At 53.8% G+C, this 21,079-nt stretch carries 20 protein-coding genes and 2 tRNA genes; 8 read left to right on the top strand and 14 right to left on the bottom strand.

Annotation, left to right across the window (positions count from 1 at the left end; genetic code table 11):
* Both KW808_RS00110 and KW808_RS00105 read right to left on the bottom strand, forming a co-directional pair.
* Positions 1-996: a M56 family metallopeptidase gene (locus KW808_RS00110; RefSeq protein WP_003861011.1), complete on the bottom strand. Its 996-nt coding sequence runs from the start codon at positions 994-996 to the stop codon at positions 1-3.
* Positions 993-1,364 carry a BlaI/MecI/CopY family transcriptional regulator gene (locus KW808_RS00105; protein ID WP_003861009.1) on the bottom strand — a complete coding sequence of 124 codons (372 nt, stop codon included), beginning with the start codon at positions 1,362-1,364 and terminating at the stop codon, positions 993-995. Before KW808_RS00105 ends, KW808_RS00110 begins: the two co-directional genes overlap by 4 nt.
* Positions 1,365-1,589: 225 nt before the next feature.
* Here KW808_RS00105 and KW808_RS00100 point away from each other — a divergent pair, with 225 nt between their 5' ends.
* Positions 1,590-2,348, top strand: a complete 759-nt coding sequence (locus KW808_RS00100) for a DsbA family protein (protein ID WP_003861007.1) — start codon at positions 1,590-1,592, stop codon at positions 2,346-2,348.
* Between the two features lie 3 nt (positions 2,349-2,351).
* The gene (locus KW808_RS00095) at positions 2,352-3,224 is read left to right on the top strand and encodes a cytochrome c biogenesis CcdA family protein (RefSeq protein WP_003861004.1); all 873 of its coding nucleotides are present in this window, start codon (positions 2,352-2,354) and stop codon (positions 3,222-3,224) included.
* A gap of 183 nt (positions 3,225-3,407) precedes the next feature.
* Here the strand turns inward: KW808_RS00095 and KW808_RS00090 are convergent, their stop codons facing one another.
* Entirely contained in the window at positions 3,408-3,824 is a 417-nt protein-coding gene (locus KW808_RS00090; protein WP_230622865.1) for an SMI1/KNR4 family protein, read from the bottom strand.
* A 46-nt stretch (positions 3,825-3,870) separates the two neighbouring features.
* On the bottom strand, positions 3,871-4,767 hold the full coding sequence (locus KW808_RS00085) for a LysR family transcriptional regulator (protein WP_003860999.1): 897 nt from the start codon (positions 4,765-4,767) through the stop codon (positions 3,871-3,873).
* A gap of 70 nt (positions 4,768-4,837) precedes the next feature.
* Here KW808_RS00085 and KW808_RS00080 point away from each other — a divergent pair, with 70 nt between their 5' ends.
* Complete coding sequence (locus KW808_RS00080; RefSeq protein ID WP_003860997.1) at positions 4,838-5,875, top strand: YeiH family protein; 1,038 nt, start codon at positions 4,838-4,840, stop codon at positions 5,873-5,875.
* Positions 5,876-6,067: 192 nt separating this feature from the next.
* Here KW808_RS00080 and KW808_RS00075 read toward each other — a convergent pair.
* From KW808_RS00075 to gyrA, 4 genes are all read right to left on the bottom strand, one after another.
* Positions 6,068-6,140 (bottom strand) — tRNA-Ala (locus KW808_RS00075).
* Positions 6,141-6,151: 11 nt separating this feature from the next.
* A tRNA-Ile gene (locus tag KW808_RS00070) sits at positions 6,152-6,228 on the bottom strand.
* 101 nt (positions 6,229-6,329) lie between these two features.
* Positions 6,330-6,674 (bottom strand): DUF3566 domain-containing protein, encoded by a 345-nt coding sequence (locus KW808_RS00065; RefSeq protein ID WP_003860996.1) that lies wholly within the window; start codon positions 6,672-6,674, stop codon positions 6,330-6,332.
* Positions 6,675-6,677: 3 nt separating this feature from the next.
* Positions 6,678-9,188, bottom strand: a complete 2,511-nt coding sequence (gene gyrA, locus KW808_RS00060) for a DNA gyrase subunit A (RefSeq protein WP_413540403.1) — start codon at positions 9,186-9,188, stop codon at positions 6,678-6,680.
* A 161-nt stretch (positions 9,189-9,349) separates the two neighbouring features.
* On the opposite strand from gyrA, the gene KW808_RS00055 reads away from it, so the two are divergent.
* From KW808_RS00055 to KW808_RS00035, 5 genes are all read left to right on the top strand, one after another.
* The gene (locus tag KW808_RS00055; RefSeq protein WP_003855345.1) at positions 9,350-9,559 is read left to right on the top strand and encodes a hypothetical protein; all 210 of its coding nucleotides are present in this window, start codon (positions 9,350-9,352) and stop codon (positions 9,557-9,559) included.
* Positions 9,556-9,819 carry a hypothetical protein gene (locus tag KW808_RS00050; protein ID WP_003860993.1) on the top strand — a complete coding sequence of 88 codons (264 nt, stop codon included), beginning with the start codon at positions 9,556-9,558 and terminating at the stop codon, positions 9,817-9,819. Before KW808_RS00055 ends, KW808_RS00050 begins: the two co-directional genes overlap by 4 nt.
* A gap of 82 nt (positions 9,820-9,901) precedes the next feature.
* The gene (gene ssuR, locus KW808_RS00045; RefSeq protein ID WP_011896349.1) at positions 9,902-10,975 is read left to right on the top strand and encodes a transcriptional regulator SsuR; all 1,074 of its coding nucleotides are present in this window, start codon (positions 9,902-9,904) and stop codon (positions 10,973-10,975) included.
* 189 nt (positions 10,976-11,164) lie between these two features.
* The gene (locus KW808_RS00040) at positions 11,165-11,608 is read left to right on the top strand and encodes a DUF6918 family protein (RefSeq protein ID WP_003855342.1); all 444 of its coding nucleotides are present in this window, start codon (positions 11,165-11,167) and stop codon (positions 11,606-11,608) included.
* 94 nt (positions 11,609-11,702) lie between these two features.
* Positions 11,703-12,284 (top strand): YczE/YyaS/YitT family protein, encoded by a 582-nt coding sequence (locus KW808_RS00035; RefSeq protein WP_003860988.1) that lies wholly within the window; start codon positions 11,703-11,705, stop codon positions 12,282-12,284.
* On the opposite strand, the gene KW808_RS00030 is transcribed toward KW808_RS00035, so the two are convergent.
* The 6 genes from KW808_RS00030 to dnaA all read right to left on the bottom strand — a co-directional run bounded on the left by KW808_RS00030 (position 12,281) and on the right by dnaA (position 21,079).
* Positions 12,281-13,249, bottom strand: coding sequence for an alpha/beta fold hydrolase (locus tag KW808_RS00030; RefSeq protein WP_170844382.1), 969 nt, complete (start codon positions 13,247-13,249; stop codon positions 12,281-12,283). The two genes, KW808_RS00035 and KW808_RS00030, sit on opposite strands and share 4 nt — an antisense overlap.
* 341 nt (positions 13,250-13,590) lie before the next feature.
* The gene (gene gyrB / locus KW808_RS00025) at positions 13,591-15,645 is read right to left on the bottom strand and encodes a DNA topoisomerase (ATP-hydrolyzing) subunit B (RefSeq protein ID WP_003860984.1); all 2,055 of its coding nucleotides are present in this window, start codon (positions 15,643-15,645) and stop codon (positions 13,591-13,593) included.
* Between the two features lie 132 nt (positions 15,646-15,777).
* Positions 15,778-16,314, bottom strand: a complete 537-nt coding sequence (locus tag KW808_RS00020; RefSeq protein ID WP_003860983.1) for a DciA family protein — start codon at positions 16,312-16,314, stop codon at positions 15,778-15,780.
* The gene (gene recF / locus KW808_RS00015; RefSeq protein WP_003860982.1) at positions 16,311-17,495 is read right to left on the bottom strand and encodes a DNA replication/repair protein RecF; all 1,185 of its coding nucleotides are present in this window, start codon (positions 17,493-17,495) and stop codon (positions 16,311-16,313) included. The genes KW808_RS00020 and recF overlap by 4 nt, the downstream gene beginning before the upstream one ends.
* Before the next feature lie 108 nt (positions 17,496-17,603).
* Positions 17,604-18,788 (bottom strand): DNA polymerase III subunit beta, encoded by a 1,185-nt coding sequence (gene dnaN, locus KW808_RS00010; protein WP_003855336.1) that lies wholly within the window; start codon positions 18,786-18,788, stop codon positions 17,604-17,606.
* 716 nt (positions 18,789-19,504) lie between these two features.
* Positions 19,505-21,079 carry a chromosomal replication initiator protein DnaA gene (gene dnaA / locus KW808_RS00005; protein ID WP_003860980.1) on the bottom strand — a complete coding sequence of 525 codons (1,575 nt, stop codon included), beginning with the start codon at positions 21,077-21,079 and terminating at the stop codon, positions 19,505-19,507.

The raw sequence follows: 21,079 nt of genomic DNA, 5'->3' as shown, positions 1-21,079 counted from the left end.
TTACGGCAGGGAACACCCGGTTAGTAGTGCAATTGCATAGGACAGCAGCACAATAACGCTGACAAATCCCAACAGTAGAATCTGACTACCTGCTGCAAGAGCCGGAACGTACCCTTTCCGCCCTGTGGATGAACCCACCAGATGCGGAATACGTCTAGGACCTGCAGCAAACAACGTTCCGGCAGCTGATCCAATGGTTCCTGTCGGTATCTTCTTCTCCCCCAAAACTAAAAGAGCCCGAACCAACGCCGTGGTGTTTACTTTTCTGCAGGCTTGTTGATCAGCAGCGATTTCTAAATAGTCCGGCAAGACTTCTGCGGCTTCTCGAATAAACGGCACCCATCGCAGTTGTGCTGCGATACTGTCCACCCATGCGGTGACAATGTGGTGTCGTTGATCCATGTGGGCCTGTTCATGGGCAAGGACTGCCTCGAGTTCATCATCAGCCAACTGATCAATCGCCCCTGAAGAGAGGGTTATTCCTCCAAGACGAGGTGAAAACGTCAGAGCCCAAGGACGGTGATCGTGGACAACGGAAACGTTGTAGCCGAGAAGGGGGCGTCGATAAGCTTCCTGCTGCACGCGCGCCGCCGTGGAACGCGAGCACCGCACCAGGGCCAGAAACTGCGCCGCGATGCCGACGGTGCACATCGCCGCAATCACCGTCGGAACAGCCAGGAGCAGCACGGTGGGCAGTGCCGTCTGAATGGACTCCACAGAAAACGGATTGGCTGCGGTCAAGCACTGTTCACAAACTAAAGCAGCTTTTTGTGGAAGAAGCGCTGGACCTGCCAGCACCCACGCCAACGCAAGACTCAAGGCCAGCAGTGTGGTTGGCCAAACAAGAATTCCGCCGACCAGTAACGTCGCAGCTAGGCGCGGAGTTTTAGCCAGCGCTGGCGCTGCGTGGCGAAGAAGAGCCGGACCGAAAAATCCAATGACAGCCAGTGAAATCCCAATTATTAGCGCTGCAGTTAACGCCGAAGCCGCGGTCATTTCCTGCCCTCCTGCTGTTGCAGATACTCCAGAAGCAGCTCGCGATCAGTCGCGGTGATCGTATCCACGAAATGCAGAATTGATGCGGTGCGATCCCGACTGGTAGAAAGCACCTGGTCCATGACGCCAGCGGTGTATTCTTCCCTGTTCATCAACGCGCTGTGTCGAGCAGTCCGACCATCTTTGACGGTGGTGACCATGCCTTTTCTACCCAAGTGACGCAGGACGGTTGCGATCGTTGTGTACGCAGGATCACCTGGAAGGAATTCGATGACTTCACGGACTGTCAATTTTCCGTGATCCCACAGAATGTGCATGACTTGTTCTTCAAGCGGTCCAAGCGTGGGGATTCCTGGCTCGATGCTCATGCTTCACTTCCTTATCTTTTGAAACCATGTGCAGCTGTTTTTCTCTTCATTTTTCTCTTCATACACTGACACAGTTCAACTCAATCAAATAGTCAACTATGCAAGGTAGTCGACTATGTGGCATAGTCGCCATAGTTGAGTTTTATTCATGGCTTTTAGCTAGGCGACTTTAGTTGAGGGCTTTTAGTTGAGGGCTTCCCCGCAGGGATGGTTAAGGAGAATTCAGTGAACCAACAGAGTAAAAAGTGGCTCGTACCGACACTGGTCGTCATCATTGCAGTGCTCCTCATCGCAGTTGTTCTGTTGATGTACCGAGGAAATGCGAGTGATACGGCCGAGGACGTTTCAGCCGCTGCGACTTCGGACTCGGCTGCTGCTTCGACTGCTGCTTCGACTGCTGCTTCAGGTTCCGCTTCTGGTGCTACGGACTCCGATCTGACCAGCGTGGAAGCACGCGACCCTTCCGACCCTGTTGCGGTGGGAGACGTTAATGCACCTGTTGGGTTAGTAGTGTTTTCCGACTACCAATGCCCGTTCTGTGCAAAGTGGAGCGATGAAACCCTGCCTGAGATGATGAAGCACGTGGAAGATGGAAACCTCCGCATCGAATGGCGCGAAGTAAACATCTTTGGAGAACCATCTGAGCGTGGAGCTAGAGCGGCATACGCTGCGGGTTTGCAGGACGCATACTTGGAATACCACAACGCACTCTTTGCCAACGGTGAAAAACCCAGCGAAGAACTACTCAGCGAAGAGGGACTCATTAAGCTTGCTGGCGACCTTGGACTAGACGAATCGAAATTCACTGCCGATTTCCAATCCCCTGAAACTGCAGCCGCAATTGCGCAACATCAACAGCTGGGAATCGATCTTGGCGCCTACTCCACCCCAGCTTTCCTCCTAGGTGGCCAGCCAATCATGGGCGCTCAGCCTGCTTCTGTATTTGAAGCCGCCTTCGAGCAAGCACTGGCAGCGAAAGAATAAACCGTGGATGTCGGCCTAGTTACAGCATTTCTCGGTGGTACACTCGCACTCCTAAGCCCTTGTGCCGCACTCCTTTTACCAGCATTTTTTGCATCCTCAGTGGGTGCTGGCCCGCGCATGATCCTTCACGGTGTTGTGTTCTACGCAGGACTGTTGGTGCTCCTTGTGCCACTTGGACTTGGAGCAGGAATCCTGGGAGAGCTGTTTATCACGCAACGCCAGACCATCATCGTGGTTTCATCGATCGTGCTGATTATCCTAGGTTTTGTCCAGATCTTCGGCGGCGGATTCGACTTTGGAAAAGCACTCCCAGGATTAGATCGACTGCAATCAAAAGCCACTGTAACCTCAGGCCTGGGAAAGAGCTTTTTACTAGGAATGACCAGTAGTATTGCAGGTTTTTGTTCCGGACCAATCCTCGGCGCCGTTCTTACTTTGGCTGCCACCAGTGGAAACTCCATCACCTCAGCACTCATTTTGAGTGCTTATGGTGCGGGAATGGTGCTGCCCCTGATGGCCATTGCTGCACTGTGGGCCAAGCTTGGACAACGGGGACAGCAGATTCTCCGCGGCCGGGAATTCACTTTCTTGGGCAGGAGGTGGCACATTGTGTCCGTCATCAGCGGTGCTTTGATCATCGGAGTTGGAATCCTCTTCTGGACCACCAATGGACTTGTCAGCATGCCGGAACTTGTTCCAATGGACACCCAGATCTGGCTGCAAGAAGCCACGTTCTCGTTGGGTTCACCACTCTTTGACATCGCAGTAATCATTGTCGCCGCTGGCTTGTTCTTGTACTTCTGGAACAAACGACAAAAGCGCAAGGAAGAAGCTCAGCGACCCAAAGAAAGTGGATGGGTTATTAACCCTCGCTAATTATTAGTTTTGGAGCGAGGCGGTATTGGAATTGGTTCGCCTCAGGGGCAGCGCTGGAAAAATAACGAGCGCCCCATAGCTTTGACGACTTCAGCAAAATGATCAAAAACTTCCATCCGCCCAACTTCTCCATAATTCCACGGCATCACTATTTACCGTCAATTCCGCTAAATGCTAATTCTTCTATTTCGACGGACTCAACAAATCTGCCAACGAGGCAGCTACGCGTACTGCCTCATCATCACCCCAACCCAAGTTGCTGGCATGCACCCACACAACAGGAATCTCTCCATCAGCGTTGGCAGCACGGAGATCAAGGCAAAAGAAACCTCCTCCACCATCTAAAGCAAGAGGCCACGCACCCGGAATCCATTCACTAAACTCATAATCATCATAGAAATCAACCATATCCGCAGATAGGAACCCGAATTCCGGCAGAGGCAAATCAGAAGTCCATGAAGGCTCAAGTTCAATAAGCTCAATCCCTTCAACTGCCAAAGTGATCAACTCCGGCGGAAACACCAATGGCCCAGGCAGCCCAAGTCTCTTTCCTGCTTCAACAGATACAAGAGTCAACCATTCTGGAATCTCGTTCATCATTGTCATTCCAATCTGTCAAAAACAATCCGATAGCCAGGGCTCAAAATCAGATGTGGTTCGATGCGATGGACACTAATTCTCCCGCTAGAATCGGCAATCTGCGGGGCCCACTCCACACAGCTGTAAGAGGACGAGTAACTCCACTGCCTTCAAATGGCACACTCAACAGTCTGCCGAGAGCAAGATGATCACGCAAGGCTAATTCACCAAGTACTGCAGGACCTGCCCCTGCTTCAACAACAACACGTACCGCAGCATTGCTGTTTAACACTTGAATCGGCTCAGCCATGTCATAATCCGCAAGTAATTCTTGTAATGCTTCTCGGGTACCTGAGCCGATTTCCCTCACAATCAGCGGAGTTTCCGACAACTCCCGGAGACTGATTTTACCCGTGCGATTAGCCCACTCATGATTAGGAGAAATCACCACAATCAGCTTGTCCTCTTGCACCACACGAGCATGAAGCCGTACGGGAACATGCGGTGTTTCAATAAAACCTAGTTGCAAGTGCCCTTTCTGGACGGCTTCAATTACTTGAGAAGAATTCATCACAGAGACGTCGACACGGGAGGCAGGAAAACGCGCGCGCATGTCCGCAACCCAAGCGGGAAGTAGAGCCTCGGCAATGGTCATACTGGCCCCGACATGCAATTTCAGCGGCTGCTCAGTTCGTCCCTCTGTCACCCATTCAGTAAATTCTTGTACAGATTGAAGCAGATTGCGCGAGTGCTCAATTAACGCAAGACCAGCCGCCGTCGGATGTGAACCTCGAGGATGACGTACCAACAATTCGGCTTTCATGTCTGCCTCAAGCTCTGCGATAGCCCGACTGGCATTGGGTTGGGCCATTCCGACTTTTCGAGCACCGGCACCGAGGCTCCCCTCTTCCACAATCGCCACAAAGAGTGCGAGAGTTTGCAGGTTCGGCCACCCATTATCCATATCAACATTATATGGGTGGATATGAAAGTACCGTCTACCGCGTTCTTTTCAATTAGCGCAACCTTGAAGCATGTCTACAAACCTTCTGGAATCGACGCCGCCCTTTACCCAACTTCGCACCGGAGTCCTCCAGAAGTACACCCCGGGCCTGCTCTTATGCTCCATTGCGGTACTCATCGCTATGATCGTGAATCACTTTTTCTCTGGTGTGAGTCCGCTTATCGTCGCAATCATTCTTGGCATCATCCTGACCAATCTGGTTCAGCTCCCAGCATCGATTTCACCCGGCATCACGTTGGCGTCGAAAAAGCTTTTGCGGCTGGGAATCGTCTTCCTTGGTCTGCAGTTAGTTTTCTCAGATATTTTGTCACTTGGTTTCCCCATGCTGGCGGTGATTGTGTGCATCGTTGCCGGTGGCATTTTTGGGACCATCCTCATGGGACACCTGCTCAGAATGAAACCAACCCAAGTTCTGTTGATTGCTTGTGGCTTTTCTATTTGTGGCGCTGCGGCCGTGGCAGGTGTTGAAGGAGTAACTGATTCCGAAGAAGAAGAGGTCGTTACTGCGGTTGCACTTGTTGTTATTTTCGGAACGCTGATGATTCCTTTTATCCCATTCGCAACCAAAGTCTTGGGGTTATCCCCTGAAATCGGTGGGATGTGGGCAGGCGGATCCATCCATGAAATCGCCCAAGTAGTAGCAGCTGGAGGAATCATTGGTGGTGGAGCATTAGGTGTTGCAGTTGTGGTGAAACTCGCCCGAGTACTCCTACTTGCACCCATTGCTGCCATTTTAAGTTTTCGCCAGCGCCGCCAGGGTTACACGTCCCCCGATGGAAAGAGACCACCGGTCGTTCCTCTATTTATCCTTGGATTCTTGGCGATGGTAGTTTTGCGCTCCACTGTTGCGCTCCCAGACGAGGTAATTGCGGCTGGAGGTTTCCTACAGACAGCCTTGCTCTCTGCAGCAATGTTTGGTCTCGGGTGTAGCGTAAAAATCCAGAACCTGATCCATGTTGGGGTCAAGCCTTTCATTCTGGCTTTCGGATCCACGACACTTGTCACCAGTATCGCACTTGCAGGCACCCTACTCACCCACCTCGGATAGAACCGAAGACCCAGTTGTACTTTCGACAACAAGATTTCCTGATTTTGACCACCATTTTGCCCAAATCTTGTTGTCGAAAGTACACACAGCTTTCCAATGACCCAGAGTGCCGCCGGAGTGCCACCGAGGTATCCCAGAGACACTAAAAAAACAAAAATCCCGGCCCACCAACAAGGTGAACCGGGAAAACTGTGGAGCATAGGAGAATCGAACTCCTGACATCCTGCTTGCAAAGCAGGTGCTCTACCAACTGAGCTAATGCCCCTTTTTTGTTCCTGGTGGGCCTAGCAAGAATCGAACTTGCGACCTCATCGTTATCAGCGATGCGCTCTAACCGACTGAGCTATAGGCCCCTCTAGGAACGAGATAAGACTCTACCTTCAAGTTAACAATACAACAAATCCCCTGTTCAAAGGCTATATTTAGCAGTGTCTAGGGGTTTGTGTTTCAGAGGTTAGTCTACTTCTTCTTGCAGTTGAATCTGCAGTCCACCGAAGAGGTCAACAATCGAGTTGTAGATGATTGCACACAATGGTGCAAGCACAGCGACGGTAATCGCTCCGATAGCTCCCAGAAGTGCGGAAATGCTCAGGACGAGCCCGAAGGTGATGGTTTGTTCTGCACCAACACCGCCGATGACATCGTTGAAGTTCTGCCAGACGCCAGCCACGTTAAGTCCGAAATAGAGGACGGTTACGCAGATGATCCACGCCACGAGTCCGATGATGGACATTGCCAGTGCAACTCGGAAGGTTGCTAGTGGTGAGATTCGGGTGATGGATACTTCTCGGGATGCCATAAATTATTCCTCGCCGTTTTCGTCGGATCCGTTGTCAACGGAGTCGGTTTCTTCGGCAGCAGTCTTGGATGCTGGTCCTTCGACTGCACCCTTTGCTACTGCTTCTGCGGATGCTTCGCCCTGGTCTTCGACGTTCTTGTCGATGGCAAGCAGTTCTACACCTTCTTCCAAGTTGACCAGTCGAACACCCATTGTTGCACGGGAGGATGGTCGGATCTGCTTGACTTCGGTGCGAACAACGCCGCCGGCGGAGGTGATGGCGAAGATCTCGTCATCTTCCTCAACTGCGATGGCGCTGACGAGGCGACCGCGCTTCGGGGTGTACTTGAAGGTCACCACGCCGAGGCCACCACGGCCCTGGGTGGAGTAATCCTCAAGTGGGGTGCGCTTGCCGTAGCCGCCGGAGGTGGCAACGAGGAGGAATTCGCCGTCGCGGACCACGGACATGGACAGCAGTTGGTCGTTGTCGCGGAAGCGCATGCCCTTGACACCGGCGGTGGCGCGGCCCATGGGGCGGAGCTGCTCATCGTCGGCGGTGAAGCGGATGGACTGTCCGAATTCAGAGACCAGCAGCAGATCGTCTTCTTCACCGCAAAGTGCGGCGCCGATGAGGCGATCATCCTCGTTCAGGTTGATGGCGATGAGGCCACCGGAACGTGCTGATTCGTAGTCGAGCAGGCGGGACTTCTTCACGCGACCGTGTGCGGTTGCGAGCACCAGGTATGGGAAGTCGTTGTAGCTTTCCAACTGGATGACCTGGGCGATTTGCTCACCAGGTTGGAATTCCAGAAGGTTGGCCACGTGCTGTCCACGTGCGGTACGGGATGCCTCTGGAAGTTCGAATGCCTTGAGACGGTACACGCGACCGTAGTTGGTGAAGAACAAAATCCAGTCGTGGGTGGAACTGACGAAGAAGTGACGAACAATGTCATCTTGCTTGAGCTCCGCGCCACGAACACCCTTGCCGCCACGCTTTTGCGACTTGTAGGCATCGACCTTGGTGCGCTTTGCGTAACCGGTGGAGGTAATGGTGATGACAACGTTTTCACGCGCAATGAGGTCTTCTTCAGACACGTCGCCGGTGGCAGCGATGATCTGAGAACGACGCTCGTCGCCGTACTTTTCCACGATTTCGGTCAGCTCATCGCGAACGATGGTGCGCTGACGTTCTGGGCTTGCCAGGATATCCTTCAGGTCAGCGATTTCCAGCTCAATTTCAGCGAGCTCATCGATGATCTTTTGGCGTTCCAGTGCCGCCAGGCGACGCAGCTGCATTGCCAGAATTGCGTCAGCCTGCGCCTCGTCGACGTCGAGAAGCGACATGAGGCCGGTGCGGGCTTCATCTGGGGTTGGGCTGCGGCGGATGAGCGCGATGACCTCGTCCAGCATATCCAGGGCCTTGACCAGGCCGCGGAGGAGGTGGGCGCGCTCTTCAGCCTTGTCGAGGCGGTATTGGGTGCGGCGCACGATGACTTCGATCTGGTGTGCCACGTAGTAGCGCAGCATCTGGTCCAGGCGAAGGGTGCGTGGCACGCCATCGACGATGGAGAGCATGTTCGCACCAAAGTTGGCTTGCAGCTGGGAGTGCTTGAACAGGTTGTTCAGCACCACGCGAGCAACTGCGTCGCGCTTGAGGGTGACCACAATGCGCATGCCGACGCGGTCGGAGGATTCATCTTCAATCTTGGAGATGCCCACGAGCTTGCCGTCGCGCACCTGCTCCGCGATATTAGAGATCAGGTTATCCGGGTTGACCTGGTATGGCAGCTCGGTGATAACGATGACGGTGCGGTTGCCTTCCTCCTCGATGGAGGTGACACCGCGCATGCGGATGGAGCCGCGGCCGGTGGTGTAGGCATCGTGGATGCCCTTGTCACCGATGATGAGGCCAGCGGTTGGGAAATCTGGGCCCTTCACAAACTTCATGCAGGCTTCGAGATCTTCGGATTCTTCGGCGTCTGGGTTTTCCAGGAGCCAGAAGATGGCGTCGGCAAGCTCGTTGAGGTTGTGCGGTGGGATGTTGGTGGCCATGCCGACCGCAATGCCGCCCGAACCGTTCATCAACAGGTTTGGAACGCGCGATGGCAAAACGTCTGGTTCGAGGGTTTTACCGTCGTAGTTTGGTGAGAAGTTGACGGTGTTTTCGCGGATGTCGCGCACCATCTCCATGGCCAGTGGGGTCATGCGACACTCGGTGTAACGCATTGCTGCAGGGCCGTCGTTGCCGCGGGAACCGAAGTTACCCTGGCCGTCTACCAGCGGGTATCGCATGGACCATGGCTGAGCCATGCGCACCAACGTGTCATAAATTGCGGTGTCGCCGTGTGGGTGGAAGTTACCCATGGTGTCTGCCACTGGTTTTGCAGACTTCACGTAGCTGCGGTCGGGGCGGTAGCCGTTGTCAAACATCGCGTACAAGACGCGGCGGTGGACTGGCTTCAGGCCGTCGCGCACCTCTGGGAGGGCACGTCCGACGATGACTGACATCGCGTAGTCGATGTAGCTCGACTGCATTTCCTCATTGATATCAATGGGATTAACGCGGTCAAATTGTCCGGTATTGTCGTCGCTCACTGATCACCTTTCTTCGTGTCAACCCTACCGATTTTAGTCCACAGGCCGTTTTAACGCCTTGCATGCCCCAAAACTGGTATCAAAGCGATACCATTTTGGGTATGGCAATGACTTTAAGGCTTAACGACGCCCAGGACCGCGCCCTCACCCTGCTTGCCAGGACCCAAGGCTGCAGCAAACAGGAAGCTGCCACGCGAGCAATCATTGCGGCAGCAAGCAGGGCGGTCGACGACGCTGAGATCGCCGGGCTCGCCCGGACGATGCTGCACGAGTATGCGGGCGTCGAAAAGCGAATTAGGCAAGCCCGATGAAGGGCTTAAGCGCGGAAAATGTGCTGGCCATCGCCGATGAGGTGTGCGCGGAACACGGCGTTGTGGTGCGGGATTTCGCAGCGCTTGCAGCCGCCGCAGCAGTGAGCACGGCCAACTTCCACGGCGTGCGCGTTTTTGGATCAGCTGAGGCGATGGCAGGAAAAGTTTCTGAAATGATCAGAGCATTAAAGCCATTGAGTGGTCGAAACGAGACCTTCGCGGCAGTCGCCCAGAGAGTACTTTTAGAGATCAACAAATAGACTGAACGGTCTATTTGTTCACGTTTTCGCAGCTAAATTCTTGAATCTAAACTATTCCAAAATAGACCATACGGTCTAGCATGTGTTCATGCTTGCACAGCGAACACTCCCCATTCACATCACCGCCCCCCACCTACCCGTCGCGCGCGTATTTCATCAAATTCGCGCCACAGACGCCGATCGCACCTCTCTGCAACGCGATCTTGAACTCTCCCAAGCTGGCATCACGCGGCATGTGTCAGCGCTTATTGATGCAGGTCTCGTGGAGGAAACCCGAGTGGATTCCGGGGCGCGCTCGGGGCGACCGCGCACAAAATTAGGCATCGACGGCCGCCATCTCACCGCCTGGGGAGTGCACATTGGCCTGCGCAGCACGGATTTTGCGGTGTGCGATTTAGCCGGCCGAGTGATTAGGTATGAGCGCGTGGACCATGAAGTTTCACACTCCACGCCGTCGGAAACGCTGAATTTTGTCGCACATAGGTTACAAACATTGAGCGCCGGCTTGCCCGAGCCCCGCAATGTGGGCGTGGCATTATCTGCCCACTTAAGCGCCAACGGAACCGTCACTTCCGAAGATTATGGCTGGTCAGAGGTGGAAATTGGGGCACACCTCCCCTTCCCCGCCACCATCGGATCAGGTGTTGCGGCGATGGCCGGTTCGGAAATTATCAACGCGCCACTGACCCAATCCACGCAGTCCACGCTGTATTTCTACGCCCGCGAAATGGTCTCCCACGCCTGGATTTTCAACGGCGCTGTCCACCGCCCCAACAGCGGCCGCACGCCGACGGCGTTCGGAAATACAAATACCTTAAAAGATGCTTTTCGACGTGGACTCACACCAACAACTTTCTCCGATTTAGTCCAACTCTCCCACACCAACCCGCTTGCCCGACAGATCCTCAACGAGCGCGCCCACAAACTTGCCGACGCCGTAACCACCGCCGTTGATGTTGTCGACCCCGAAGCCGTCGTCTTCGCCGGCGAAGCCTTCACCCTGGATCCGGAAACTCTTCGCATTGTGGTGACCCAGCTCCGAGCAAACACCGGCAGCCAACTGAGAATCCAACGCGCAGACGCCCACATTCTCCGCACCGCGGCCATCCAGGTGGCGCTGCATCCGATCCGTCAAGATCCGTTAGCATTTGTGTAATTACCACCCATGTTGCGGGGCCGATGTTACTAAATGTAAGCTTTGTGACTGTTGTGATTGCAGTGACTGATGTGGTTTTCAGTTTCTGTGGAGGAAGGGTTGCAACGCTTTTTCAAGAGAATGACCGTGCGTCCGCTTAAACGAAGCGTCGAACGCCGGTCTTTTCTCATTTCACTTAAGATGTAGAACATGACTTCACTCAAGGACTTACTTGTTTCCACCAATGCCGACGCAGCAATTGCAGATATGTCAGCATTTATCGAAGAAACCGTGGGCAAGCAATCCGGCATCAGCGGCATCGCACTCAAAGGCGCAATGGGTGCTGCAACCAAGATCGACTCCGACATCGTAGCCAAAGGCTCCAGGCGTCTCCTCCCGGAAATCGCTGACTCCCTCGACGGACTCTGGCAGGAATACCAAAATGGTGGCACCGCCGCAGATTTCGGCGCCCACCTCGAGGCCAACAGCTCCACCGCACTCGACGCGATTCTCAGCGTTGCTGACAAAAACGCAGAGAGCATCAACGTTCCAGGACTTGGCAAGGTCTACAAGGGCGTGCGCGGCAAGGCTGCCAAAGTAATCGAGCAGGAACTTCCTGCAATTGGCCAGTTGATTGAAAAGAACGCACAATAATTAGGTGAGCAACCCTAATAAGAAACCTTTAGATCCCGCACAAAGATTCTCCCTCCCCACCAGATGGGCGATGTTCTTTGTCGGGATCTTTATTATGTCCTTCGCCATCGGCATCACCGTCCACGCAGGACTAGGAACCACCACAATTTCATCACTTCCCGTGGTGTGGACTGCTGCCAGCGGATTATCCCTGGGCTGGACCACAGTTTACTTCAATGGCTTCATGATTCTGTGCCAAATAATTGTGCTGCGTTCCCAGTTCAAACCGCAAATGTTAGTCCAAATCCTGTGGGCGTTCCTCTTTGGGTTTCTTTGTGATTTAAGCCTGCAACTAACCACCTGGGCGCAAACTGACAATTATTTTGTGGCCTGGATCTGGGTTATTGTGTCCACCATTTTGATGTCGATCGGAGTTTTTATTCAAGTACTCCCCAACATCACTTTCATCGCTGGTGAAGGCATTGTCTCTGCGCTGGTGAAGAAATTTCCCAACGTGGAATTTGGCACCATGAAACAAATCGTCGACTGGACTTTCGTCTCCGCCGCTGCCATTTTGTCCTGGATCACCATGGGTGGACTCATTGGCGTGCGCGAAGGAACAGTGTTCGCGGCGTTTTTCATCGGATTCTTCGTCCGCCAGTGGCGCAAACTCTACCTCCGCTCCATCGGTCACTAAAGAGCTTGTTCCAGGAAGAGTTTCACTGTTGATTCAGGTTCCCGAGCCCACCGGTTATGTCCCAGGGCTTCTGGAATTTCTATCATTTTGATCTGCGCTGCGGGAACAAAACTCGCCAACCCATCAATCGATGCCTGCGGGCAGTCCTCATCATCAGGACAACGACTAAAAGTAATAGGAATGCTCACCTTCTTCATCGCCTCCACATAGTTGATGTCCTGCGCGGTGAGATCGTCCAAAGAATTGTGCTTATGGAATCGACGCCATTCCCTCATGTGAGTTCCCGATTGTCGGCCATAACCCACCAGGTCTTTTCCTAAAACTTTGCCTGGCCAAAATCCCACAATGTGGCCACCTATCCCGCCAAGCAACACCGCCCCCAATCCCGAACGCTTCCCCATTTTCGGACTAAACGTAGGCCTAAACGGCGACCCTGCACCCACCCCGAAAATCGCCCGAAGATTATATTTCTCAGCCTCCGGCCTCGCTGCGAAAAGACAAGAAATCTGCCCACCCATCGAATGCGACAAAAACCTCATGGGATGGCCTTCCTCCAGGTCAAGCGCCTTTTTCGCAGCGGCAATCTGCAGCGGAAAATCTACCGATGCGAGATCATGGTATCCCCACTGACTTTTCCGAGAAGCCTTCGCGGAACTTTGCCCCTGACCACGAAGTTCACCAATCGCCACATGGAATCCAGCTTTATTTAGCGCTGCCGCAATCGGACGATAGTAATAGCCACCCATGCCGAAACCTGGCCACAGCATCACCAGCTGGGAGTCTTTGTTATCTGACGCCCAAATTTGGACTGGAGTGGAAGATCCATCAGGTAGTGGAACATGGGCTGTGGTGGTGGGTTCAGTAGAGGTCACGTGCCCTAGGGTATCGGTGATTAATGTAGTTTTCAGCATTTCCCGCTGCACCCGTTTAAGCGACTGAATTTTCAGAATGTATGTTTGTATCAACTGGGGCCTGACGAGCCCTTAGAAACGATTTAAGAGAGGGCACTTTTCCCGGGCACCGAGGCAGAATTTGGTCTGAGTTTGGGGGAATCAGACTGGCGTGCCCATCTTTCGGTTTTTCCGTTAACTTGGGCATTCCTGTCCGGTTTGAAGGCCAAGAAACCGGCCAGGAATGCCCATGACTAGCGAAAGTTCAGCTCTTGGGCACGCCAGTCTGGTTTTAAAAAATCAACCCCACGTATTGGCCAACTTGAAGCCATAGAAGCCTGCATTTATAAAGTGCTGACCCTAAAAATCACAAAACCCGCCCCCAGAATTCCAGGGGCGGGTTAAGTTAAGGCGCTTTAGATATCGAGGAAACGAACATCCTTGGCATTTCGGGTGATGAAGCTGCGGCGAGCCACAACGTCGTCACCCATCAAGATGGAGAACAGTTCATCAGCACGCTGAGCATCGGTGATGTCCACGCGGCGCAGAATACGAACGGTTGGGTCCATGGTGGTTTCCCACAGCTCGCTGGCGTTCATCTCGCCGAGACCCTTGTAGCGCTGGATGCCGTCGTCCTTGTTGATCTTGCGTCCAGCGGCAAGGCCTTCGTTGAGCTGCTCATCGCGCTCCTCATCGGAGTATGCGAATCCTGGCTCGCCGCGCTGCCACTTCAGTTTGTACAAAGGTGGCTGTGCCAAGTAGACGTGGCCTTCGGCGACGAGGTCTGGCATGAAGCGGAAAAGCAGGGTGAGCAGCAGCGTTGCGATGTGCTGGCCGTCAACGTCGGCGTCGGCCATCAGCACGATCTTGTGGTAGCGCAGCTTGTTGATGTCGAACTCATCGTGGATGCCGGTACCCAGTGCGGTGATGATCGCTTGGACTTCGGCGTTCTTCAGAACCTTGTCTAGGCGGGCCTTTTCCACGTTGAGGATCTTGCCTCGCAGTGGAAGGATTGCCTGGAACATGGAGTCACGGCCGGACTTCGCAGAACCACCTGCGGAGTCACCCTCCACGATGTAAAGTTCGGACTTTTCTGGATCCTTGGAACGGCAGTCGGCAAGCTTACCGGGCAGTCCACCCAGATCGGTTGCTGACTTGCGTCGGACCAGGTCACGGGCTTTTCGAGCAGCAAGGCGTGCCTGCGCGGAACCGACAGCCTTGTTGATGATGACCTTGGCTTCAGCAGGGTTTGCTTCCAACCAGTGACCGATGTGCTCGTTGGCCATGCGCTGCACGAAGGATTTGATCTCCGTGTTGCCCAGCTTGGTTTTGGTCTGGCCTTCGAACTGTGGGTCACCAACGCGCACGGAAATAACCGCGGACAGGCCTTCACGACAGTCGTCACCGGTGAGGTTTGCTTCCTTTTCTTTCAGAAGCTTGTGCTCACGTGCGTAGCGGTTCATCAGGGAGGTCAGCGCAGAGCGGAAACCTTCCTCGTGGGTGCCGCCTTCGCGGGTGTTAATGGTGTTGGCGAAGGTGTGGACGGATTCCTTGTAGGAGGAGTTCCACTGCATTGCCACCTCAACCTCGTGGTCATCTCCCTTTGCCTCGAATGACACGATTGAAGGGTGGATGTTGGTCTTGCTGCGGTTGAGGTACTGAACGTAGTCCTCGAGACCATTGGGGTAGTGGAAGATTTTCTTCTTCTCACGCTTTTTTGGCTTCTTTGGAGCATCGGTGGTCTCTTCAACGAGTTCGGTTTCGTTGTCGATCTCATCGAGGGATAGTTCCGTTGCGGTTTCGCCCTGCTCAGCGAGTGCTTCGAGCTCGAGTTCCTCGTCGGTGGCGCGGTTGTCCGTCAAGGTGATGGTCAGACCCTTGTTAAGGAATGCCATTTCCTGCAGACGTCGAGAAATCGTTTCGAAATCATACTCGGTGGTTTCGAAAATTTCAGCGTCTGGCCAAAAACGAATGGTGGTACCGGTGCCGCGAGCGTTGCCGCCTTCGATCAACTCGTCTGGAACAGACTTTTCAAAGTTTTGGTACCAGTGCTTGCCGTGCAACTTGATGTCGGCTTCCACGCGGGTGGACAGGGCGTTCACCACAGAAATACCAACACCGTGGAGACCACCGGAAACGGCGTAAGAATCGGAGTCGAACTTACCGCCGGCGTGCAGCTGGGTCATAACAACCTGCACGGTTGGTGCACCGGATGGGTGCATATCGACGGGAATTCCTCGACCGTCATCGACAACTTGAACGCCACCATCTTCTAGAAGGGTCACTTCAACCTTGGTGGCGTGGCCAGCCATGGCCTCATCCACTGAGTTGTCAACGACTTCCCAAATCAGGTGGTGCAGTCCACGCGGTCCAGTTGAACCGATGTACATGCCCGGGCGCTTACGTACCGCCTCAAGACCTTCAAGGATGGTGATCGATGAAGCGTCATAATTGTGTTCAGTGTTTGCCACTTTTAACGAACACTCCTCGCTACTTATCCGATACAGACGTTTCCATCTTACACGCTTAGGTCCCCACGTAGTACCACACACAACGCGAGAAACGGCAAAATAGGCCCCAATTCGACGGTTTTTATCACCAAACTATCCGTATGTGTCTCTCGGACCGCGTCCTTTTACGTGCAACGGCCCCTTGCGCCAGCTTGGGGCCTGAGGCCCGAAAATACGCAGCTCTGTAATAATATTTGGACCCACTTTTTCAGCGATTACCTGCAGGATTTGCCGCTGCATCATGCGCAGATTGGTGGCCCACGCTGTGGAATCACAAGTGATAAAAAGCTTCTTATCTTTGATCATTTCCACACGCGTATGCTGCGCAATCTTCGCGCCAACAAGCTCTTCCCAGTTGGACGTCACCCAACCGCCGGCAATGTCTTTGCCCCAGCCACGACGCTGAATTTCCTTGTTCAGCACCGATCCCAGCGACTCCGCGCCGCGCACATATCGTTTTTGGCGGCCGTCTAGGCCGCTTGCACGGCCTTTTTTGCGCTTTTCGACGTCCCCTTTCGGCGCAGGTGGGCGTCGAAAAGCATCGTTTTTATTGAGGTCGGGAACGGATCCATTTCTGCGCATGGCTTCGGCGCGGATGCGTTCAAATGCCTGCTCAATTGGATCTGTCATGGTTGCACATCCAGGAGTGAAATCCGCCCGGTGTCGGTGTCTTGGACGGTGACGGTGTGCTGCGCAGTGAGCACTTTCTTGAGATTCTCCGGCAGATCGTCGTGGACCGCAGCGGTGATGAGCACCTGTTCCACCTCTTGCGCTATGCCCACGAGTTTTTCGCGACGGCCGGCGTCGAGCTCGGAAAACACATCATCCAAGATGAGGATCGGGTCGGTGCCATCGGATTTCAGCAGGTTAAATTCTGCAATTCGCAGTGAAAGCGCGAAAGACCAGGTCTCGCCGTGGCTGGCAAAGCCTTTGGCGGGCTGATCGCCGAGCATTAAATCGACATCATCGCGGTGGGGGCCGACCAGGCTTGAGCCGCGTTCGATTTCTCGTTGACGTTTCGCTGCCAATTCTGTCAGCAACGTGGCTTCGATGATGCCGGCATCGAATTCGGAAAACTGCGACAGGCCTTGATCGATGGTGGTTTTGTAATTCACCGCAGCTGGCCGGGATTCCGGGGCGATTGTGGTGTAAGCCTCATAGATTTTCGGCCCCAACTCATTGAGCAGGGCAAATCTGGCTGCCATCACTTCAGCACCCAGGCGTGCCAACTGGCCATCCCAGGTATCCAAAGTACTCAGCGCAGCTGCGCCTTCCTCGGTGCCGTAACCTCGACGAAGCGCAATGGTGGCGGTCTTGAGCAGGGCGTTCCTTTGTTTCAGCACCTTGTCGTAGTCGGCCTTGACCCCCGCCATCCGAGGCTGGCGAGTGGCAATAATGTCATCTAAATAGCGGCGACGTTCTGCTGGCTCGCCTTTGACTAATGCCAAATCTTCCGGCGCAAACAGCACCGTTTTCACCACACCCAGCAGCTCCCGGGGAGTCCTGACTTTTGTGCGATTCAAACTTGCCTGATTCGCAGCATGGGGTTTGATCAGCATGTGAGCTGCCAATTCTCGGCCTTGATTAACAGCAACCGCCGAAACTCGGGCGTTTTCAGCGTGCGCCCGCACCAATGGCGCATCAGAGGACACCCGATGCGATGACAAATGCGCAAGATAGCCGATGGCCTCGACGATGTTGGTTTTACCAAAACCGTTGCGGCCGATAAAAACTGTAATTCCAGGTTCCAAATCCACTTTGAGTTCAGGCCAGGAACGGTAATCACGTAATTCCAAAGAACGGATGTGCATCGGGTCTGACCTCCTTTTAGTCGGCGGGAAGTGGATTGGATAACGCGCCTGACTTTGTCGGTTGAAAAGTGTACAAAGTCAGGCGCGAAAAGGGTGAAACTTTTGTGTTTAGCCTGGCAGGCGCACTGGCATGAGCAGGTAGGTGAAATAGGTGTCCGGAGTTTGGAAAATGCCATTTTCGTTGGCGGAAGGCATTTCTTCAGGCTCTGGGATCATGATCGCTGGGCGGGAAGGCTCAGTGAATCCGAAGACTGCTCGAGAAGTTGGAACTACAGAAAGTCCATCCTTCAGGTAGCCAGGGTTGAACGCGATGGTCAGTTCCTTGCCGGTGAATGCACACGGCAGGGTTTCTTCCGCGTGGCCTGCCTCGGTTGCGCCTGCAGTCAAGATGACCTGGCCTTCGCTGAAGTGCAAGACGATCTGAGCGTTGCGTTCTGCCACCAGGGATACGCGGCGGATGGCGTCGACCAGCGGTGCGATTTCAACTGATGCGATCGCGGTGTGCTCTTTGGGAAGCAGTGGTGCGATGTTGGGGAAATCGGCGTCGAGAAGCCTGGTGGTGGTTTCGCGGTTATCGGTGTGAACGCCGAATAGTCCTTCGCGGCCAACCTGATCGCCGGTACCGACAGCGATGTCGATGGAATCGTTGAGACCGGAATCCAAAGAACGCGCGTTGTCCAGCAGGGTGCGGGCAGGAATCAGCAGTTTAACGTTGAGCTCTGGGTCGTTTGCTTCCCATTCGAAGGTGCGCAGCGCCAGGCGGAAACGGTCAGTAGCAGCCAAGTTGATCTGGTTGCCCACGATTTCCATGCTGACACCGGTGAGCATCGGCAAAGAATCATCTTTACCTGCAGCGGATGCCACCTGGGAGACTGCTTCGGTGAACAGCTTGGCGTTGATGGAACCGGTACCTGCAGGAAGCTTGGGCAGCATTGGGTAATCATCAAGCGGGATCAGTGGCAGCTCGAAGCGGGAAGAACCACAAGTGACAAAAGCTTTGGATCCGTCGATGCGGAAATCAACGGGCTTGTTGGGCAAAGATCCTGTGATTTCAGACAGCAGCTTGCCGGCTACTGCGATGCGACCTGGCTGAGAAACCTCAGCTGAGAGGCGAACTCGGGTGGATACGTCGTAGTCGTAACCGGCGAGTTCAAGACCCTCATCATCGGCAGTGATCAGCATGGCTCGAAGTACCGGCTGAGTCGGTTTGGTGGGCAGGTTGCGAGCGACCCAGGCTACCGCGGTAACCAGGTCTTCCCTGGCCACACGGAAGGACACGTTTTGTGACTCCATGCTGTTTTAAAGCTCCTTGGGAAATATAGATCAAATATAGTTCATCGTTTAACTAAATCCGGACGTTTACCGATAGGGAAAACTTCTTGGAAGAAGGTTCACCCTCCAGGTGGCTTCAGTCCGAATTACACAAACCCAACCTACCTGTGTTCCTCGCGGATCTGGAATTTGTAATTTCAATTTCCTCGAGGCTTTTGCTGAAGTTTCGTGAGCATTGAGCTCACCCACGAAGCTTTCTCCCCACCCCCTCTTTCTTTTAGTTAATTTCTAGGTAAAAAATCGGTAATAACAGTAAGTCCTGTTGAAACTGTGGATAGACCATTGTTTTACAAGGTAGTCGCGGAATTCTGGCGTGTGAACTGGGTTGTGAATTGATTGTGGATAACTTTGTCTATCTGTGGATAGATTTCGAGGTACGGATTTTATCCCCAGTCTGTGCAGATGTATCCCCAGCTTATCCCCAATTTTTGGGGAGTTGTGCACAGGGCGGAAAGTTCCGCGGAATCACATTTTCTGTGACAAAGCTCACCGAATTACAAGTTTGTAATTACACTGCTGTGAATAAGGTTGTGGATAGCTTTGTGAGCTGGGCTTTTATCGGAAGTTGTCCACAAAATCCCTGCACAACCCCTAAATTACAAAAAGACCCATCCGAAGATGGGTCTTCAAGAGCAGCAGAGCTAAATTTTGTAATTTAGCGCCACGCTAAACAGGTCTTAGTTACGTCCGCGCGACTTAATCAGCTGGGTAAGTTGCTGGATTTCATCGTAGGTATCGCGCTTTTCTGTCATTTCTTGGCGAATCTTCCGATCCGCGTACATGACAGTCGTGTGGTCTTTTCCGCCGAACACATCACCGATCTTGGGCAATGACATATCGGTGAGCTCGCGGCACAGGTACATCGCCAGTTGGCGTGCATGCGCGACCGCACGAGTTTTGCCTGCTCCACGGAGTGTATCCACGGAAATTTCAAAATATTCCGCAGTGACCTCCATGATCACCGGTGCGGTGATTTCCATATCCTCAGGTTCTGGGAGGATATCGCGCAGCGCCACGATGGCCATTTCTTTATCGATCGGCTGATTAATCAACGAAGAATAGGCAGACACACGAATCAGTGCGCCTTCCAATTCACGGATCGAAGATTCAAAGCGGCTGGCAATGAGCTCGAGGACTTCCCTATCCACGTGCGTGCCATCGGTTTGGGCCTTCTTCATCAAAATCGCGATGCGAGTTTCCAGGTCAGGTGGCTGAATATCAGTAATCAGGCCACCTTCGAAGCGGGTGCGCAGGCGATCTTCCAGCGTGGTCAGCTGCTTGGGTGGGCGGTCCGAGGATAAAATAATTTGCTTATCTGCCTGGTGCAATGCGTTGAAGGTATGGAAGAACTCTTCCTGGGTGCCTTCTTTGCCAGCCAGGAACTGGATGTCATCGACCATGAGGATATCCAGGTTGCGGTAGCGGCGCTTAAAGGTTTCCTGACGGTCATCTCGCACGGAGTTGATGTAGTCGTTGGTGAATTCCTCACTTGAGACGTACTTAATCCGCAGGCCAGGCTGCAATTCTTGAGCATAATTTCCTACTGCGTGCAGCAGGTGAGTTTTGCCCAAGCCGGAACCGCCGGAAATAAACAGCGGGTTGAAAGCTTTCGCTGGGCTTTCCGCCACAGCAACTGCGGCTGCGTTGGCGAAACGGTTGAACGGTCCGATCACGAAGCTTTCAAAAGTGTATTTCGGGTTGAGGGACACTTCCCGATTAGGGTTGTGAGCTGGGGTTTCACGCGGAATGCGCTGCGGGGTGGCCAGCTCTGGCTCAGGATCGGCGATAGGTGCCGGGTGCGGCTCAGGAGCCGGTGCAGAGTGGGTGCGTTCCCAGCCGTCGCTTGTCGACGCCTCTCCCCGACCACCAACTTCATACTGCTTTGGCCCCTTGTTGGAAGAGATCACAGGTGCGTCAGGCTGATATTTAAACTCCTGCTGAGCTGGGGTTTCTGGAATTTCCTGCTCAGGCTCCACACTGACGGCCAAGCTGAATGATCGGCCCATGCGCAGCGACAACACACGGGTCAAAGCATCGCCCAAATCGTTTTCAATGACATTTTTTGCCATCGCGTTGGGTGTGGACAGCACGGCGTAGCCATCGACGATGGCAATCGGCTTCGTCAGGTTCAAATATGCACGTTGAGTTGGCGTCAATGGGTCGAATCCACTGTCCGCTTGCTGGCTCAAAGTTGTGAGATCGGCAACAACTTGGCGCCAGGTTTCGAGCAAAGAAGATGAGTTCTGGCTCAC

Source organism: [Brevibacterium] flavum (genome assembly GCF_019317305.1).
Lineage (GTDB): Bacteria > Actinomycetota > Actinomycetes > Mycobacteriales > Mycobacteriaceae > Corynebacterium > Corynebacterium glutamicum.
Note: the sequence above shows the minus strand (reverse complement) of the source record. Positions and strands in the feature narration are given on the sequence as shown.